At 63.9% G+C, this 16,843-nt stretch carries 21 protein-coding genes; 9 read left to right on the top strand and 12 right to left on the bottom strand.

The window, feature by feature from the left end; translation table 11 throughout:
- Positions 1-70 precede the first annotated feature (70 nt).
- From ACVIW0_RS33540 to ACVIW0_RS33530, 3 genes are all read left to right on the top strand, one after another.
- Entirely contained in the window at positions 71-400 is a 330-nt protein-coding gene (locus ACVIW0_RS33540; RefSeq protein ID WP_461356250.1) for a hypothetical protein, read from the top strand.
- 205 nt (positions 401-605) lie between these two features.
- Positions 606-932: a hypothetical protein gene (locus tag ACVIW0_RS33535; RefSeq protein WP_461357495.1), complete on the top strand. Its 327-nt coding sequence runs from the start codon at positions 606-608 to the stop codon at positions 930-932.
- Positions 933-1,114: 182 nt separating this feature from the next.
- A complete protein-coding gene (locus ACVIW0_RS33530) occupies positions 1,115-1,795 on the top strand; it encodes a ParA family protein (RefSeq protein WP_021081815.1) in 681 nt (226 codons plus the stop codon).
- A gap of 107 nt (positions 1,796-1,902) precedes the next feature.
- Here the strand turns inward: ACVIW0_RS33530 and ACVIW0_RS33525 are convergent, their stop codons facing one another.
- Both ACVIW0_RS33525 and ACVIW0_RS33520 read right to left on the bottom strand, forming a co-directional pair.
- Positions 1,903-2,046: a hypothetical protein gene (locus ACVIW0_RS33525; RefSeq protein WP_461356249.1), complete on the bottom strand. Its 144-nt coding sequence runs from the start codon at positions 2,044-2,046 to the stop codon at positions 1,903-1,905.
- 141 nt (positions 2,047-2,187) lie between these two features.
- Positions 2,188-2,484, bottom strand: a complete 297-nt coding sequence (locus ACVIW0_RS33520) for a DUF4282 domain-containing protein (protein ID WP_212016924.1) — start codon at positions 2,482-2,484, stop codon at positions 2,188-2,190.
- A gap of 266 nt (positions 2,485-2,750) precedes the next feature.
- On the opposite strand from ACVIW0_RS33520, the gene ACVIW0_RS33515 reads away from it, so the two are divergent.
- From ACVIW0_RS33515 to ACVIW0_RS33505, 3 genes are all read left to right on the top strand, one after another.
- Positions 2,751-3,209 (top strand): MaoC family dehydratase, encoded by a 459-nt coding sequence (locus ACVIW0_RS33515; protein ID WP_461356248.1) that lies wholly within the window; start codon positions 2,751-2,753, stop codon positions 3,207-3,209.
- Between the two features lie 88 nt (positions 3,210-3,297).
- Positions 3,298-3,780, top strand: coding sequence for a MaoC family dehydratase (locus tag ACVIW0_RS33510; protein ID WP_461356247.1), 483 nt, complete (start codon positions 3,298-3,300; stop codon positions 3,778-3,780).
- A gap of 165 nt (positions 3,781-3,945) precedes the next feature.
- Entirely contained in the window at positions 3,946-4,089 is a 144-nt protein-coding gene (locus tag ACVIW0_RS33505) for a hypothetical protein (protein ID WP_024584466.1), read from the top strand.
- Positions 4,090-4,194: 105 nt separating this feature from the next.
- Here the strand turns inward: ACVIW0_RS33505 and ACVIW0_RS33500 are convergent, their stop codons facing one another.
- From ACVIW0_RS33500 to ACVIW0_RS33465, 8 genes are all read right to left on the bottom strand, one after another.
- On the bottom strand, positions 4,195-4,332 hold the full coding sequence (locus tag ACVIW0_RS33500; protein WP_461356246.1) for a hypothetical protein: 138 nt from the start codon (positions 4,330-4,332) through the stop codon (positions 4,195-4,197).
- 225 nt (positions 4,333-4,557) lie between these two features.
- Complete coding sequence (locus ACVIW0_RS33495; protein WP_016841371.1) at positions 4,558-4,980, bottom strand: hypothetical protein; 423 nt, start codon at positions 4,978-4,980, stop codon at positions 4,558-4,560.
- 154 nt (positions 4,981-5,134) lie between these two features.
- Positions 5,135-6,103 (bottom strand): hypothetical protein, encoded by a 969-nt coding sequence (locus ACVIW0_RS33490; RefSeq protein WP_461356245.1) that lies wholly within the window; start codon positions 6,101-6,103, stop codon positions 5,135-5,137.
- 153 nt (positions 6,104-6,256) lie between these two features.
- On the bottom strand, positions 6,257-6,691 hold the full coding sequence (locus ACVIW0_RS33485) for a nuclear transport factor 2 family protein (protein ID WP_461356244.1): 435 nt from the start codon (positions 6,689-6,691) through the stop codon (positions 6,257-6,259).
- Positions 6,692-6,886: 195 nt separating this feature from the next.
- Positions 6,887-7,147, bottom strand: a complete 261-nt coding sequence (locus ACVIW0_RS33480; protein ID WP_461356243.1) for a hypothetical protein — start codon at positions 7,145-7,147, stop codon at positions 6,887-6,889.
- Positions 7,148-7,455: 308 nt separating this feature from the next.
- Complete coding sequence (locus tag ACVIW0_RS33475; RefSeq protein ID WP_461351070.1) at positions 7,456-8,538, bottom strand: ISAs1 family transposase; 1,083 nt, start codon at positions 8,536-8,538, stop codon at positions 7,456-7,458.
- A 157-nt stretch (positions 8,539-8,695) separates the two neighbouring features.
- Positions 8,696-9,139 carry a nuclear transport factor 2 family protein gene (locus ACVIW0_RS33470; RefSeq protein WP_461356242.1) on the bottom strand — a complete coding sequence of 148 codons (444 nt, stop codon included), beginning with the start codon at positions 9,137-9,139 and terminating at the stop codon, positions 8,696-8,698.
- Positions 9,140-9,669: 530 nt separating this feature from the next.
- Entirely contained in the window at positions 9,670-10,521 is an 852-nt protein-coding gene (locus ACVIW0_RS33465; RefSeq protein ID WP_461356241.1) for a hypothetical protein, read from the bottom strand.
- 136 nt (positions 10,522-10,657) lie between these two features.
- On the opposite strand from ACVIW0_RS33465, the gene ACVIW0_RS33460 reads away from it, so the two are divergent.
- The 3 genes from ACVIW0_RS33460 to ACVIW0_RS33450 all read left to right on the top strand — a co-directional run bounded on the left by ACVIW0_RS33460 (position 10,658) and on the right by ACVIW0_RS33450 (position 12,474).
- A complete protein-coding gene (locus ACVIW0_RS33460) occupies positions 10,658-10,894 on the top strand; it encodes a hypothetical protein (RefSeq protein WP_461356240.1) in 237 nt (78 codons plus the stop codon).
- 98 nt (positions 10,895-10,992) lie between these two features.
- Positions 10,993-11,184 carry a hypothetical protein gene (locus tag ACVIW0_RS33455; protein WP_461356239.1) on the top strand — a complete coding sequence of 64 codons (192 nt, stop codon included), beginning with the start codon at positions 10,993-10,995 and terminating at the stop codon, positions 11,182-11,184.
- A gap of 903 nt (positions 11,185-12,087) precedes the next feature.
- Complete coding sequence (locus ACVIW0_RS33450) at positions 12,088-12,474, top strand: hypothetical protein (protein ID WP_461356238.1); 387 nt, start codon at positions 12,088-12,090, stop codon at positions 12,472-12,474.
- A gap of 347 nt (positions 12,475-12,821) precedes the next feature.
- Here ACVIW0_RS33450 and ACVIW0_RS33445 read toward each other — a convergent pair whose 3' ends face one another.
- Together ACVIW0_RS33445 and uvrB are read right to left on the bottom strand one after the other, a co-directional pair.
- Entirely contained in the window at positions 12,822-13,589 is a 768-nt protein-coding gene (locus tag ACVIW0_RS33445; protein WP_461356237.1) for a DpnI domain-containing protein, read from the bottom strand.
- Positions 13,590-13,680: 91 nt separating this feature from the next.
- Positions 13,681-16,593, bottom strand: a complete 2,913-nt coding sequence (gene uvrB, locus ACVIW0_RS33440; RefSeq protein WP_461356236.1) for an excinuclease ABC subunit UvrB — start codon at positions 16,591-16,593, stop codon at positions 13,681-13,683.
- Between the last annotated feature and the right edge of the window lie 250 nt (positions 16,594-16,843).

The following is a 16,843-nucleotide window of genomic DNA, read 5'->3' as shown; positions in this document are numbered from 1 at the left end:
CTTCGTCCCTTCACCCACACTCCGCGAAACGACGCCTTAACGACACCTTAGTGCCACCATGGGGGGACGCATGGGGACCGCCGGTTCAAGGAGTTTTTCGTTTGCGTTGATGCTTGGGCTCGCCGTTGCGGCGCTGCTGTTGCCGGGCCGAAGTGAGGCCTACACGCCCGATCAGCAGCAGGCCTGTACGCCGGATGCGTTCCGGCTCTGCGGTCCCGAGATTCCCGACGTCGATCGCATCACCGCCTGCATGATCAGGAACAGGGCGCTGTTGTCGCCGGCCTGCCGCGTGTTCTTCCGCGGAGATCCTGAGCCGCGTGAGGCGAGCGAGCGCGTGGAGCGGCGGCCCGCAAAGCGAAAGGTCTACAGGCCGCATAAGGCGAAGAAGTCCACCAACTGAAGTCCATTGGTTCCCATCGCGCGCACGTGCCGGAGCAGCGTGTCGTCGTGACGCGAACCGGCGTCCGCGTCGCGCGAAAGCGCGTGGCCTGGATTGCAAGGGCTGCGATACGCGACAGACTGACGCCTTGTGACGCTGTCACGCAGCATCATCTCTGAGCCTTGTGTTGTTTGCCAAATCCGTTCCCGTCTGTGGAACAGATGGAGTGGGACGCGTGAGCCAAGACTATAAGCAAGAGATCGATCGGCACTTTGCCTGGTTCGAAGCCAAGCTGCCGGAAAAGCCGGCGCGCTTCGTCGCGTGGCTGCGCCGGCCGTCGTCGCGCTATGTGCGGATTCCGCTCGCGATCCTCTTGATCATCGGCGGCATCTTCAGCTTCCTGCCGGTGCTCGGCCTCTGGATGCTGCCGCTCGGACTCCTTTTGTTCGCGCAGGATGTGCCGTTCTTGCAGAAACCCACCGCGCAATTGCTCGGCTGGATCGAGCGGAAGTGGATCGCGCGCGAGCGCGCCAAAGCTGCCGAAAAGCGCTAGGCCGTGAGTCAAATCAAACGCTTAGCGCTTCCATTTTCGGTTGTGTCATAAGTATGGTGTGACTCAAAAAGCAAAACGCATCGGTAATCTTGGCCACTTTGCGGATTGCAAGAAATTTTTTCTTTCGCGAATCAGCGCTCTGATTCATTTTCGCCTCCTGGGGTCAATCTGGAGGCCAACGTATGAACGTGATTGTTTTCGCTTCGCGTAAGGGGGGCTCGGGAAAAAGTACCCTGGCAGCTCACCTCGCCGCGCAAGTGCACAAGGCGACAAAACCATGCCTGCTGATCGACGCCGATCCGCAGGGCTCGCTGACGCTCTGGCACAAGCTGCGCGGCACCAACGAGCCGGCGATCAAGACGGCGGTGAACTCGGTCAGCGGGATCATTGCCCAAGCCAAGCGCGACGGCATCGAGTGGGTGTTCATCGACACGCCGCCGAACCTGTCGGCCGTGGTCGACGATTCGATCAAGAACGCCACGATGGTGATCATTCCGGCACGGCCCGGCGTGTTCGACGTCAACGCGGTGCAGGAAACCATTCAGACCTGCCGCTCGATGCGCAAGCCCTATGCCGTCGTGATCAACGGCGCGCCGGCGCAGCGTGACGGCGCCGAAAGCCGCATCGTCGCGATCGCGCGCGAGGCGCTGGCGAAATTCCGCGCTCCGGTGTGGAGCGGGCAGATCACCAACCGCGCTGACCTGCTGATGGCGCTCGGCCAGGGTGAAGGCGCCCGCGAATATTACGCGGAAGGCCGCGCCGCTGCCGAGATCAATCGGCTGTGGGCCGCGATCGAACGCTCGATCAAGGCGATCCGCGGCACGGCGTCGGCCTCCGGCGCGATGCACAAGCAGGCGGCGTAACAACGCCGCTTCTCGTTCGACCTGGAAAGAAACGCGCGGCACTCGCGCGTTTTTTGTCGGCTGATGGAACGTCATTCCGGGGCTCGCGGAGCGAGAACCCGGAATCTCTACGCCACCATCAGCAGATAGAACACGATCACCGGCGCCAGGGTCAGGATCACCGACCAGATGCCGACAGCCCATAAAATATCCTCGGTCGTAAAGCCCGGCGCGGTGCCCGGCCTCACGGCAAAACCATTCCTCGAACTCACGACGCCCCCGCGTTGGTCTCATGCAATGCGCAAGGCTGATACGCGAACGGTTTTAATATCCCGGTTGGAATTTCGCGCGCATTTGCGCGCGGGCGCTACTTCGGATTAACCACGGCCGACGCGGCAGGGCGCCCGACAACCTCAGTGCATGCTCCCGTCGCGATCGCGGATCGCGCCGAGATGCTCGTTGATCCGGAATACGATCAGGATGAACTCGGCGGCGATCCGCGAGAACACGATGCCGACGAAAATGCTGGCGATCGACGCAAGCAGCTGGATGAAGCCGACGAACGGGCTGATCGCCATCGCCGTGAGGCTCCACAGGATGCCGGAGATTCCGAACAGCACGATGACCGCGATCACCAGCCAGTAGAACGTCTTGATGATCGTGGGCGTGATGAAGCGGTCCCACTGAAACAGATCCTGGAAATCGAACATCGTGGTTCTCCCGGCAGTCCGAAATATGATTCGCGTCTCGTTCATCCTACTGCGTCACCCCCGGCGTTGCGCCGGGCCGATGCTGCGCCACGGCGCCAAAGTGCCGTTGCACCACCGGAATCGATACCGCAGGAGCCCAATGTCCAGCCGGTGGCGAGCCTCGGACCGGGCGCCGGCAGTCCAGGGGCGAGCTATGCGAGCAGGCCGGTTGTGATTGCCGCAAATAACGGCCACAATCGGGCTTCCCTCCGGCATATCCTCATCCAATGACCACGCTGACTTTCGAAGACTTCAAGCCCGGCCGTTTCGGCACGTTCGGCCCGCGCCATGTTTCGCGCGAGGAGATTCTCGCCTTCGCCGCCGAATTCGACCCGCAGCCGATGCATCTCGACGAGGAGGCGGCGAAGAAATCCATGCTCCGCGGCCTGTCGGGCTCGGGCTGGCATCTCGGTTCGCTGATGATGCGGATGCTGTTCGATGGCTTCATCGGCCGCACCGCCTCGCTCGGCTCGCCCGGGGTCAACGAGATGCGCTGGGTGGCACCGCTGCGTCCGGGCGACGATTTGACGCTGGATGTCGATGTGGTCGAGGCGCGGGTCTCGAAGAGCCGGCCCGAGACCGGCATCGTCACCTTCAAGGGCACGATCCGCAACGCGCGCGGCGAGATGCTGTGCGAGATGGAGTCGCCGATCATCATCCGCCGCCGCGCCGGCGCGAGCGCGTAAGCATGATCCGGAGAAGTGTGAAGCGGTTTTCCCTCGCGACAAACGCGGAACGCGTTTGCGCGGAGATCATGCTCAGGAGATAGACGTCATGCGCTTCTTCGAAGACATCGAGATCGGCGACCAGCGCGCGTTCGGCTCCTTCACCTTCACGGCCCAAGACATCAAGCGCTTTGCCGCGCAGTTCGATCCGCAGCGCTTTCATCTCGACGAGGAGGCGGGGCGCAACTCGCTGTTCGGCGGGCTTGCCGCGTCGGGCTGGCACGTCGCCAGCGTCTGCATGAAGCTGCTCGTCGCCGACGGCAAGCGGCTCGCCGCAGAAGCCGCCGCCCGCGGCGAGACGGTCGCGGTCTGGGGCCCGTCGCCGGGCTTTCGCGAGCTGCGCTGGATCCGCCCGGTGCTGGCAGGCGATACCATCAGCTTCACCAATCAGGTCGAGACCAAGCGGACGTCCGAGAAGCGGCCCGAATGGGGTATCCTTCAGACCCGCAATACCGGCGTCAATCAGCGCAATGAGGCGGTGTTCTCGTTCCTGGCGACCGCCTTCGTGCCGCGGCGGAATCCCGGTTCCTGATGTTGCCCGCACACCTCTGATGTTGCACGGGCGCCATGGTGGCGGACTAAGTCTGCCGCCGACGCAGTTGTGCGTTGCGCGGAACCCATATTTTGCTAACGCATTTTGAACCTTTGTCCCTGCCTATGGTTTGTGGGCATCTGGGCAAGATTCACTGGGGATACCATGGCAGATCGCAGCGCGTTGAAACTCGTCGGCATTATCTTCGCGACGGTCACGCTGGTGGTGATGCTGGCGACCGGACTTGTCGTGAAGGGCTTTGCCGACGGCAATTATTCCTTCGAGACCACCGCGAGCATCGATCGCTGATCGGCCGTCTGTTACCCTCGGCGCTCGCGGGAGCGCTGGGTGGCGCCTGTTGGCGCTTTTCAATGTGACCCGTCGGCGGACCACGTCACACTTCGCTACTCCGAATTAGCGATTCCAGATCAGCACCATCACGACGGTCGCCGCGGCCAGGATGCCGATGAACCGGATCATGATCGTGCCGATGCCCTGCTGCGGCTGGCGCAGCGGCATCGGATCGGCGTTGTCCGGCCGGACGCTCTGCATGAATCTCTCCAAATCGATGCCCCGCTTCAGGCGCGGTCCGGTCGGTCAATTCCGGATTGGACGCGGGCCCGGCATCTCCCGTTCAAATCGGCGTCGGTAAAAATAACGCCGCGGAGTGTACACCGCGCTGCATAACGAATCGTTCTGCGCGGGAGCCGGGAGCACAAACGAAACCGCCGCGTCACGGGGAGGCGGCGGCTGGTCGGTTTGCAGACCTGATCGGGATCAGCTGTTGCGCAGGCCGTCGGCGGCGCGCTTCCACTGCGAGACGTTGTCGGCGATCATGCGGGTCGACTTCATCGCGGCCTGGCTGAGCTGGGCATAGCCGGAGATCTCGCGCTGGACGCGCTGGCCCTCGGCATGCAGCAGGTCGCGCAGGCTCTCGAGCTCGCCGATCAGCTTCTCGATCTCGGCCAGCGAGGTGCCGGCGACGCGCTGGATCAGCGAGTTGACGTTGCTGACGGTGGCATCGGTGTTGGTGTCGGTCGGCGCGGTCTCCGGGCTCGCCACCGGCCGGCGCAGATAGGCGATATCGTTGCGCACGAAGTCGCGGATACCGGCTTCGACTTCCGAAACCGCGGCAAGGTTGGTGTCGACCTCGGACGTCGTTTCGACTTCAGCTTCCTCGGTACGGTTGGTGGCGTTCATCGGCTTTCCCCTGGATCGCAATAGCGAAGCGCGGCTTGTCCCCCGCACGACGAATTGATGAAGTTACGGACCTATCAGTGCCGCCGAATTTGACCGCATCTGGGCCAAGTTGGGGCAATGCCTGATCATTAGCGCGACAGGGCTAACAGATCGTTCACCATGAGTGCTTGTAGCCGGCGCCGATGCTCTTGTTGATCGTGCCCTGGGGGGTCTCGCCGACTGAGCCGGAGACGGTGACGCCGTCGAACAGCTTCTGCTCGGCGCCGACCCGGCGCAGCCATTTGTCGTCGGTGGTCGACAGCGTCTGGCCCGCGGTGATGCTGGTGCCGGTGTCGTTGGCCGACAGGCTGGCCGACTGATCGGTATTGTAGCTGCTCGATGGACGGCCGACGATGCCGGGCACCGGGACCACGCCCTGCTGGATCACATTGTAGCCGTTCTGCAGCGTCAGCGAATACTGCTCCGACAGCGGCACCGACTTGCTCAGGGAGGTGCCGACCTTGCTCTGGTCGGCGCCGGGGTCGACCCGGGCCTCGACCGAGGTCTTGTCCCAGATCGACGCCACGCCGCCGGTCGAGATCGACGCCCAGGCCGAGCCGCCGGACTGCGGCGGGCTGCCGCCATTGGCGAGCCGCTCCGACAATTGCTCCGACGTGGTCATCGTGCCCTGCCTGGCAACGGTCATGTCGGCGCCGATGCGGGTGTCGAGGAAGGGCGAGACCGACTGCTTGACCGACACCGCCGCCGAGCCGTTGGCGTTGTCGTTGGTGGTCCAGGATGGATCGTTGCCGGCGACGCCGGCGCGCTTGGCCGCGTTCTTCGGTGCCAGCGTGGGCAGGCTGGTGGAATCGGTGTCGAGCTGGCTCCAGTCGAGCTTGCTCTCGTCGATGTCCTTCATGATGTCGGCATCATTGGCATCGGCCGCCGGCGGCGCCGCGTCGGGCGCGGCCTCTGCGCTATCGGCAGGCGCGTCCTGCGCGGTGTCTTGCGCGGCGGGAGTGATCCGCAAGGGTCCGGGCTGTACCGGCGGGGACTGCGCGGCGGCCGAAAGCGCCAGCGCCATGCAGAAGCCGGCCGCCAGCACCGGCCGCCTTGCCCAGCCAAATCGCAATGTGGAAGTCATTCCCAGCCCGCAAATTCCAAAGCGGCAGCATGCATTTGCCGTGGCGCAAAATTGCGGCAACGGGCCTGCAAAGGCAAGTGATAGGCGCGTGATCGCGATGACCGGGACCGTGAACGGCCCCGGACATGCCGAAGGTGTGAGATCGGGAAGCGGTCAGACCGCGATGCGCGGCAGGTGGATCGGGTAGCCGACGGTCTGCTCGACCAGGTCGAAACTGTCAATCAGCGCGCGGAAGCTCATGAGCTTGCCGGCCTTGAACTGCGCGAAATGCGCGATCCGAACCGAGATCGGCTTGTTGGAGTCGAGCGCGGTCAGCGAATAGCGCAGCATCGAGGCTGCGGACTCCGTGCCCAGCATGATCTGCTCCCGGTCGAAGCGGTGAACCCGCAGGTTCTCGCCGATCTGCTTGATCACCTCGAGCACGGCGGCCTTGCCGCGGCGCGCGCCGAAGAAGGAAAACAGGTCGATCGGTCCATAGATGGCCCATTCGACCTCGTCGTCGAGCACGAGCTCGATGTCTGCAAGCTGGCGTTCGTTGATCGCGCGATGCAATGCGCGCGAAAAACGCCAGAGGCTATGCTCTGTCATTTTGGTCTCGTCCTGAATCTGGATTTTCAACGCAAACGAATGGCAGGGGTCAGCGCCGACACCCTGCCAGGTTGCTGCACATGCTATTGGAGGCTGAATTAGTGCCGAGCGGCAAAAACGCAAATGACATTTTTGCAATGCACAATTGCGCCGGTTTTTACCGGAATGTGACCGCCGCCAGAATGCGACCGCAATTCAGCGGTCGCGCTGCCGCGCCGGCTGCCGTTCGATCACGAGCTCGGCGTCGCGGATCGCGACCACCGCGAACAGCAGCGCGCCGCCGAGGCCGCCAATCGCGGCGCCAAGCGGCATGAAGGTGAAGAACACCAGCGTTCCGCTGTCGATCCCGGAGGTTTTGGCCATCCCGATCCAGGTCAGCCCGGCTCCGATACCGAGCGCCGCGCCGCCAAGGGCGCCCAGTGCCAGGCCAAGCACAGCGAGCAATGCGACTTTCATGGTGATTTCAGCCCCGACCGCAACAAGCCCAGTAATGAGTCCGCGCCGGGCCTGCGAGGTTCAACGCTCATGTTGCGAATTTGCCGGGCGGGGGCCCCCGCGCGCGCTTCCGCCCGACGAGCGCAAGTCAGGTGAGCACGCTTCTTAGGCTCTCTCGGGGACAGGGGTGGCCGCAAGCGCAGGCGGAAGAATTGGAGCGAGGCTGCGTCAACGTGTGTCGCGAGGACAATGATTCCGTTGTCGTCATCTTCAACTCGCAGCGGAGCAAGCGGCGCCCCTCTCCCCAACCCTCCCCCGCAAGGGTAGGGCTATCGCATATGGCCGAGGGTCGAGAGAAGGAAGTCGTTGTTCCACCTGGCTTGGAGCATTTTGTGGCTGATGCGCGCGGGGCCGGGTGTCGCCTGCAGAGCATTGATGGCCAGCTTGCGGATAAGAGCAAGATTTTCCGCAGCGTGATCCTTGCGGCTGCGGCAGGCATCCTCGTCGAACAGAACGTCGAGGACCCAGTGCAGGTTGTTCTCGATGCTCCAATGAGCGCGCACGGCCTCGAGCAGCTTTTTGGCCGACAGCAGGCGCGATGCCAGGAAGTATCGGACCGTGTGTTTGACAGCCTTGCCAGAGTTGGCGCGCCAACTGTCGATGCGACCGACTGCGGCGATGGCGGGGAAGCCGTATTGTTTCGCCAACCGAGGCGCCGGCGCGACGAGGGCCTGTCGGCGCTCGACGCGGCCGTGGGCGGTGGCTCTTCGTTGACTCGCTCGCGCGGGCTTTCGGGCTGTGTCGACCAGCGTCTTGGCGGCCTTGAACAGCCGGCCACGATTGCTCTTGATGGCCAACACGTAGTGCCCCTTTCGGTCGCGGATGGCCTGCGCGGTGTCGGGCCGGCAATGCAAGGCATCGGCGGTGACAAGAGCCCCATCCAGATCGAGCAGGGCGAGGACTTCGAGAGCCCCGGCAACCTCGTTGCGGTCGGGAGCCTTTCTCTGAGCCAGCGCCATGCGAGTGCCTGCGGCCCAGACATTGACCATATGCAGCGGCGTGGCCTGCCGACCTCGTGTGTAGGCTCCGCGCAGCGCCTTGCCGTCAATGCTGACCACCCCTTTGACGCCGAAGCTCTTGCTGAACTTGCGCAAAACCGCTTCAAGCCCCTTCGGGTCCAGAGCACGGAAGACATTGCTAAACGTATCGTGGCTCGGGATGCCGTGCTCGAGCTTCAGGAAGCGCCGCAACAGCTCCTCGCGGCCTTGGCCAAAGAACTCGAACTCGGTGCAGGTCTTGGCGCCAGCCAGCGTCGCCGCCAAGGCGATGACGAGGATCTCCACCAGATCATGTCGGGTGTTGCTAGCGCGCGGGTCCTTGAGCGGTCGAAACAGGCGCTTGAGCTTGCGCATTCAGGGCTCCCTCGGGAATCGAGAGACACCCAAAGAATCCAGTTCCAATCGCTTGGCAACACCCCGCTAGCGCCATATGCGATTCCCCTACCCGCAAGGGGGGAGGGAGCCCCTCCAGTCCCGTTGTGGCATTGCCGTTGGAGAGCTGTCCTACGCGCTATTCCGCGGTCTGGCCGAGCAGCGCCGCGGCGAGGTCGCGCTCCAGCACCTGCTGGACCAGGTCGAACGTGTCGATGATCTCGCGGATCTCGGTGATCTTGCCGTCGCGCAGCGTGTAAAACACCGCGACGTCGAACTGCACCACGCGGCGGTTGTTGCGCTTGCGTAAGAACACGCGCAGCTGGGCTGCGACCTTGTCGCCCTCGGCCACCACCGTCGGCGCCTCGTAGCGCATGTCGGAATAGCGCTCATGGATCGTGGTCCACATCTGGCGCAGCGCGGCCTTGCCGCGGTGCTGGCCCATATGCGGAAGAATGTCGATCGGGGCGTTGGCAAGAAACGCGATGTCGTCGCTGCAATGGTCCAGCGCGCCCTCGATGCCGCCGGCATAGTAGACGTCAAGGAAGTTCAGGACGCGCTGCCGGTTCAAATCCCCGCCCATGATCGACTCCGCCGGTTCCATCCGACGCCTTTGGCTTGCCCGGCCCGTATTGTGAACCGAAGCGTTGCGCAATCAAACACATGTTTGACGCTCGGCACCGAATTAGGTTCGGCAACCTGCACGTGCATTGTGGCACAATTTGTACGCCGCGCGGGCGGACGCCCAGGGCCAGCCCCGCACTGGTCGCGATAGTGCCGCTGGCGCCGCATCGATCGCGTCTCGAAGACGTGAAGCGGCGGGCGCAGGTGGCCGCGAATTAATGAAACCTCGCTCCGCGCGCCCGGTTGGTCCGGCATGGGCGACGCATTCGCGATCAGGAGTTCCTCATGAGCAACACCACGTCCCTTGCGCTCGCCACCCTTCTTGTCACGACATAGCTGATCCGAGCGCGCGACGGTGAGCCGGCGCCGACGCCGGTCCAGGCCTTGAGCTCCTCCGGGGCCGATCGGCGCGATCACGCCGGCTCGCTGTCGCGGTGCGCGTGATGTTCACCTCGCGTGCGGGGGAGGGCTAGTTCGCCGGCGCGGCCTCTAATCCGCCGGCGCGGCGTTGCCGGTCACGAGATCGATGATGAAGCGCCTTTTCTTCTCGTTGCCCTCCGGCACGAAAGCCTCGCCGGGCAAGAGGTCGTGAAACAGTTCCTTCGGCTTCGCAAAGCCCGCGCCGCAGGCGGTGCGGATGGTCTCGTCGTCGGCATAGTCGACGTCGACCGCAACCGTGTTGCGGCGAGGACCGGCGGCGAGATTGGAGAGGCCGAAATATTTCGGTCCCTCGTTGCACATCACGACATTGGAGCCATAGGCGCTGACCGCATCCTCGGCGCGGAGCAGGAAGTCCGGCGCGATCTCGATCCGTTTGCCGGACTTCTTGCTGAACTCCATCCGCGCGACCGCACTTTCGAGAATGCCCTGGCCCATGTGACCGACGGTGCAAACCAGCACATCCTGCTGCTCGTCTTTCGGCACGACGATGCAGTCATGGCCCTGTGCGCCCGGCACGAAGCGGATGAAGCGGGTGGTCTTGCCGTCCTGCTCGAACAGCGCGACGCCGCCGAAATCGGTCGCGTGCGGCTCGCACTCGCTTTCATAGTTGACGGCGAGCAGCGCATGGCCGGCGGCGAGGAAGCGTCCGGCGTAGCGTTCCTCGGTCAGCTTGACGTCGCAGGCGCGGCCTCCGCCATTTGGATAGGATTTTGCCCGCGTGCAGCTCGATCCCTTGATGTTGGCGCTGGCGCAGAAGGTTGCGAGCAGGGCGCGGTCGCTGCCGTCCTCGGCGCGGGCGAAATTTGCGATGCAGAGGCTTGCGATTGCGATGAACAGCGTCGCCGGCAACAGGAAAGCCAGGATGAAGGCCGGAATGAAAGCAAACTGTGATGTCCGCATGATCTTCGCTGTCCGCAATGCGGCGGCATTTAGAGCATGATCGCGACCTTTGCGCAGCGCATTTCTGCGGCGAGCCGATCGGAACCGGCGCGGTGGCTCGGCCGTTAATGCCGCATCATTGCATTGGAGCCGCATCATGAAATCAATTCTTCTCGCATCCGCCATTGCCGTCACCGCGCTCGCCGCAGCGTCCCCGGCCGATGCCAAGGGCTGCATCAAGGGCGCCGTTGTCGGCGGCGTCGCCGGCCATTATGCCGGCCATCACGGCGTGCTCGGCGCCGCAGCCGGCTGCCTCTACGGCCGCCATCACGCCAGGGAGCAGGAACGGCAGCGCCAGCAGCAGGCGCAGCCGCCGCAGCAGGAGAAGCTGTAAGGCAAGATCAGTTGTGAAGTCGTCGTGGAACGTGAAGGCACGTTCCGGGAACGCCGCCCGCTCGGGCGGCGTTGTCTCGTTGCGTAACGGAGACGATGATGACGAAACCAAAGACAAAGACCATCCAGCCCGTTCCCGACGACAACAAGAGCCACAAGGGCCCCGGCAGCGCCCCCAGCGTTCCCCTCGACACCACCAAGGGCCATCGTGACGACGAGAAGCACAACATCCGCGAGCAGGCCGCGCACGGCAACCTGACCCAGAACACCAGCAACAAGCGGTCGGGGTAGGGCGCGAGGCGGAGCCAACTCCTCCGCGTCGTCCTGGCGAAAGCCAGGACCCCTAACCACCGCATTCGACTGTGAACGGGATCGCGGCCCCAGCGTCGCGCCGCAATCGAATTTTGGGGTAATGGTCCTGGCTCCCGTGCGCAATTGCGCACCAGACCAAGGCGACGGATGAAAGTCGGATTCACATGTCAAACAGCGTACTCGCTGTCATCGCCCGCGAAAGCGGGTGATCCAGTATTCCAGAGGCCGCAGTGCTTGAATCGAGACGCCGCGGCGTGCTGGATCGCCCGGCCAAGCCGGACGATGACAGACGAGTGTGGGATACAACTCGGCGTTCTCGCGACATGATTTGTCCGAGCTTTGCTCTTCGTTTCGCCCTCCTCTCACAGAGGGCGCAGGGAAGACCGGGTGCCGATCGCACCCATGGGCCCCGAGCAATAGGGTAGAGAGCTCGGGGGTAGGACCACAGGTGTAACCGGAAACAACCCGGCCTTCCCTGCGCGATGGGTTACGGCTTATACGTGCTCACCCCGGCGAGACTTGGCTTTGTTGTCACCGTCTCCGCACGCGCAATGCGCAATGGGAAAGACACCTGCCACTAGGGTGTCAGGCCTGCACGATTTCGCCGTCCGCCTGATCGCGCACTCGTCAGTTGCGCAATCGGCGTCCACCGCATCTCACCGCAACACTCCTGACGATGCGCAGCGCCCCTCGATCGGGTGAGACGGGTATATTGAACATCTGAGTTGGGTCAAACGCGAAGCGAAAATTTGCCCGTCGGGGTGATTTGTCGCACCCGGCGATCGCGTGCCGGCGCGTGACGCGCATCACGCCGCGGCCGGACACGCGCGGCTAGCATGGCGGCATCGGATCACCCGTTCGCCTGACGAGGGAAAGACCGCCATGAACGCCATCGCCGCACCGAAATCGCCCGCGCAGAACCGGCTCGAAGGCTTCGCGCTCACCGCCTTCCTGCAGGGCTTGCCGACCTTCGCCGCCGCCGTGCTGACGCTGAAGATAATGGGTGCGCGCGAGATCGTCGGCGAACGCTATGGCGCCGCGATCTTCGTCGTGCTCGCCTCGCTGGTCTACGCCGCGATCATGCCAAAACTTGCCGCCAAATTCCCAAGGCGATTCGGAAACGCCCATGCGTCGATGTTCTTCAATGCGGGCCTGTCGTTCTCCGAAAAGATCGCGAGATGGCGGGCCCAGCCCAACGTCTCGCTGCAGCTCGTGACGACGATGATCATGCTGTCGCTGTTGGCGGTCGCGGTGGTGAGCGCGGGGTGAGCATTGTCGAGGCGTAGTAGGATCACTGTCGGAGCGGACTGTTCTGCACCTATCGGGATTAGTCGGAACCAGCCGAGGACAGAAATTCTTCCGCCTGCGCCCGCGTTGGAAACCGCCCAAGTTCGCGATAGTCCGGACTATGCTCAGCTGAGTCCGGCGAACGAATTGCAACGTATTCGTCACCTTCCTGCGCGACAAGCTCAGTCAGGTCTTCGCTGTTGAATGGCGACATGTGCCGTGCCGCAATGCGGGCAATCGTCGTCGCAGGTGCAGGACCATTCGTCAGTCCAGATTTTCTTACAGCGCGCACACCTATAGAGATTCAGAAACCAAGCCATGGCCGTCCCTCACGATTTCAGTCGGTAGTTGCCTCGCGAAACAAACTCGATGAATCCGCGATCGCGCAAAAACTGAAGCTGTTGGCGTATCTTCGGTCGGACATTCTGGTTGCCCGGGTACAGCTCGCCAAGATGGCGCTCGAAGGCATAGACTTCGTCAAGGGAGAAATCGCGCTTGCCCAGCGTCTCCACACACTTCATCACGTCGAGTAGCCAGCCGCGCGACTCCAGCGATTGATCTCGGAGAAAGAGTGTCTTCTGCCATTCGGACAGAACCATCTCTTTGTCACGAATGACGCCGTTCTGGATGATGTGGATTTTCCCGGACTCCGGGACCTTTCCGAGCAGGATGTTGGACCCGACCCAGCCCGCGCGCCGAGCGGTCGCAGCCAGCGGCTTCCGCTCCTCGATAATGTCCCGGACAAAGAAGTGCTTTGGCACAATCAGCAGATTGACGACCGCGAGCGTCTTGAGGTCGTAGTTCATCAAGAGAAGATTGGGGTTGTTGCTGGCGTCCAAACGTTCGCATTTCGTCTTGTAGGCGCCGTCGGCTACCTTCGGGCCGAACTTCCCCTTCTGGCTCTTGAGTTCGAACTCCTCGCTGCATGACCCACACAGGAAATCGGCCACCGGGCTGTTGTTGGGAAACTGCGCCATCTTTGAAGTGCCGCAATGTGGGCAATAGGCCCAAGCCTTGACCCAAGCCTCCGTCCAGGCACGCGCACTTTGCGAGCCGCTGGTGTAGGACGTTTGCGCTTCTTCGAAACCGAGTTTCATGAGGATAGCGTAGCCAAACGGAAACAAGTTTCCAACGCTACGCACCTAGCCCGGCTCGATCTCCACAATCCGCGCCGGCGCCGCGGCGCCCCTACCTTTTCTTCCACCCACCCCGCTTCCCCGGCGCCCCGCCGCTGCTCCGCGGCGACGGCCCGAACTCCGGCCCTGACTGGCGCGAATCCGTCGGCTGGATGATCCGGCTCGTGGTGCCGAACGGTTTGGCCGGCAGCGCGCCGCTGGGGCGGAAGGGGAGCGATTCCGGGCCGTGCATTTCGTCGAGGTCGGGCTTGTGCACGCGAGAGCCGGACTTGCCGCCGCGGCTGGCCTTGAGCGAGGTCTGTGCCGACTTGTTCTTCAGCGCGCTGACCGGCAGATTGGCGGCATCGCCGTATTTTCGCGTGCCGGCGTAGGCGCCGGCCTGCTTCTGCACGCTGCGCTGCTTGGCGGTGGGGTCGTCGACCACGGCCATCTCGGTGGCGCGCAGCCGCTTGACCTCGTCGCGCAGGCGGGCGGCTTCCTCGAAGTTCAGGTCGGCGGCGGCCTCGCGCATCCTGGTTTCGAGATCGCTCAGCACGGCCTCGAAATTGTGCCCGATGCTGATGACGTCGTCGGCCATGCCGCCGTCGCCGATCTCGACCAGCACGTGGTCGCGCTCGTAGACCGAGTTGAGGATGTCGCCGATCGACTTCTTGACGCTCTCCGGCGTGATGCCGTTGGCCTCGTTGTACTCGACCTGCTTCTCGCGGCGCCGATTGGTCTCGGCGATCGCGCGCTCCATCGAGCCGGTCATCCCGTCGGCATAGAGGATCACCTTGCCGTCGACGTTGCGCGCGGCGCGGCCGATCGTCTGGATCAGCGAGGTCTCGCTGCGCAAAAAGCCTTCCTTGTCGGCGTCGAGGATCGCGACCAGCGCGCATTCGGGAATGTCGAGGCCCTCGCGCAGCAGGTTGATGCCGACCAGCGCGTCGAACGCGCCGAGGCGCAGGTCGCGGATGATCTCGATGCGCTCAATCGTGTCGATATCGCTGTGCATGTAGCGGACGCGGATGCCCTGCTCGTGCAGATATTCGGTCAGGTCCTCGGCCATCCGCTTGGTCAGCACGGTGATCAGCGAGCGATAGCCGGCGGCCGCGGTGGCGCGGACCTCGCCGACGAGGTCGTCGACCTGGGTGCGCGCCGGGCGGATATCGACCGGCGGATCGATCAGCCCGGTCGGGCGGATCACCTGCTCGACGAACACGCCGCCGCTCTCGTTCAGCTCCCAGCCGCTCGGCGTCGCCGACACCGCGATCGTCTGCGGCCGCATCATGTCCCATTCCTCGAAGCGGAGCGGGCGGTTGTCCATGCAGGAGGGCAGGCGGAAGCCGTATTCGGCCAAGGTCGCCTTGCGGCGGAAGTCGCCGCGGAACATGCCGCCGATCTGCGGCACGGTAACATGGCTTTCGTCGGCGAAGATCAGCGCGTTGTCCGGCACATATTCGAACAGCGTCGGCGGCGGCTCGCCGGGACGGCGGCCGGTGAGGTAGCGCGAATAGTTCTCGATGCCGGCGCAGCTTCCGGTCGCTTCCATCATCTCGAGATCGAAGGTGGTGCGCTGCTCCAGCCGCTGCGCTTCCAGCAGGCGACCCTGGTCGTTGAGCTGGTCGAGCCGCTGCTTCAGTTCCGATTTGATCGACTTGATCGCCTGCACCAAGGTCGGGCGCGGCGTCACATAGTGCGAATTGGCGTACATCTTGATGAATTCGAGCTCGTCCTGCTTGTGGCCGGTGAGCGGATCGAACTCCTCGATGGTCTCGATGGTGTCGCCGAACAGGTTCACGCGCCAGGCGCGGTCCTCATAGTGCGCCGGGAAGATGTCGATGACGTCGCCGCGGACCCGGAAAGTGCCGCGGGTGAACTCGGCCTGGGTCCGCTTGTACTGCAGCGCGACCAGATCGGCGATCAATTGCCGCTGGTCGATGCGCTCGCCCTTCTTCAGCGCGAAGGTCATGGCGGTGTAGGTCTCGACCGAGCCGATACCGTAGATGCAGGACACCGAGGCCACGATGATGACGTCGTCGCGCTCCAGCAGCGCGCGCGTCGCCGAGTGGCGCATGCGGTCGATCTGCTCGTTGATCGAGGAATCCTTCTCGATATAGGTGTCGGTGCGCGGGACGTAGGCCTCGGGCTGGTAGTAGTCGTAATATGAGACGAAATATTCGACGGCGTTGTCGGGGAAGAAGCTCTTGAACTCGCCATAGAGCTGCGCGGCCAGCGTCTTGTTCGGCGCCAGAATCAGCGCCGGGCGCTGCGTCGCCTCGATCACCTTGGCCATGGTGTAGGTCTTGCCCGAGCCGGTGACGCCGAGCAGCACCTGGGTGCGGTCGTTGCGCTGGATGCCCTCGACCAGTTCCGCGATCGCGGTCGGCTGATCGCCCTTCGGCTCGTAGGGCGACTTGATCTCGAAGCGCACGCCGCCTTCGGATTTTTCCGGGCGCGGCGGCCGGTGCGGGGTCCACACCCGCATCGAGCCGTCGTCCTTGCGGAACTCGGGGCGGCCGTCGCGGATCAGATTCTCCAGCGCGTCGGCGGTCGCCTTGACGCCGAGCGCCTCCATCTTGCTGCGCGGCGGACGGGCCAGCGCCTCGTCATCGTCCTCGGCGGTCGGCAGCCCGAGCTGCCGCGCCAGTTCCGGATCCAGCGTCGGAATCGTGGCCGAGGTGCCGTAATTGGCCTGTGGGGCCTCTTCGAGCCCGGAGGCATCGCGCCTGGCGACGCCCTCGCTGGTCTCGCGCGTCGACGCCCGCGCGCGATGCGCGGCAGCCTCGCCGCCGGCGCGGCGGTCCCAGGAATTGTCCGGCGGCGGCTGCAGGCCGGTGCCCGAACCCATGCCGGCGTCGCCGCGGTTGATCGCGGGATTGAGCAGCTCGGCCAGCGCCGGACCGATCGGAAGGACGTCGGGCCGGTGAGCTTTTGATTTGGGGGATTTGCCGGGCTTTTTCGGGGTGTTCGGTGTCTTCGCCATGCCGGGAATATGGGACGAGTCCGGCAGCGATGAAAGGGCAAACGACGGCTGGATCAGCGCACCAATAAGGCTGCTGACAGCAGGGTGTCAGCAGGGCAAAGGCCCGGTGCAGCGCGTCAGGATGACCGGATCGGTTTACGCAGCTTGCTCAGTGTCATCACCCACACCTCAGGATGACGGGGAGAGACCCCATTCCGTGGCGGAGTCCGCAAAAGGCGCGTCTCGAAGGATGTACGGCCCCCAGCCCGGG

Source organism: Bradyrhizobium sp. USDA 4454, assembly GCF_054822705.1.
This window is presented reverse-complemented; position numbering and strand designations above follow the sequence as displayed.